At 55.2% G+C, this 281-nt stretch carries 1 pseudogene; it reads left to right on the plus strand.

The window, feature by feature from the left end:
* Positions 1-34 precede the first annotated feature (34 nt).
* Positions 35-281 (plus strand): annotated as a pseudogene (locus EN786_RS37395) (hypothetical protein); the annotation flags it as partial.

Consider the following 281-nt stretch of genomic DNA (forward strand, 5'->3'; position numbering starts at 1 on the left):
CGCCGAGTATCGACGTGTTCGAAACAAGACTAGTTTGAAAATAATCGACGTCGGTTGCTCCTATGGCATCAACGCTGCTTTACTGCGCACCGATCTCGATCTCGACGATTTGTATGCTGCCTATCTGAAATCCGGAGGATCGCTCTCGGGACGACAGGAGTTAGAGCATCGCGCTTTCTTTCGGGATCGCGGTCTCCGCGACGATATCCAGTTCGTCGGCGTGGATCCATCATTCCGGGCTGTCAGGTATGCGCAGACCCTGGGCCTGCTGGAGGTTGGAG

Source organism: Mesorhizobium sp. M4B.F.Ca.ET.143.01.1.1, assembly GCF_004792275.1.
GTDB lineage: Bacteria > Pseudomonadota > Alphaproteobacteria > Rhizobiales > Rhizobiaceae > Mesorhizobium > Mesorhizobium abyssinicae.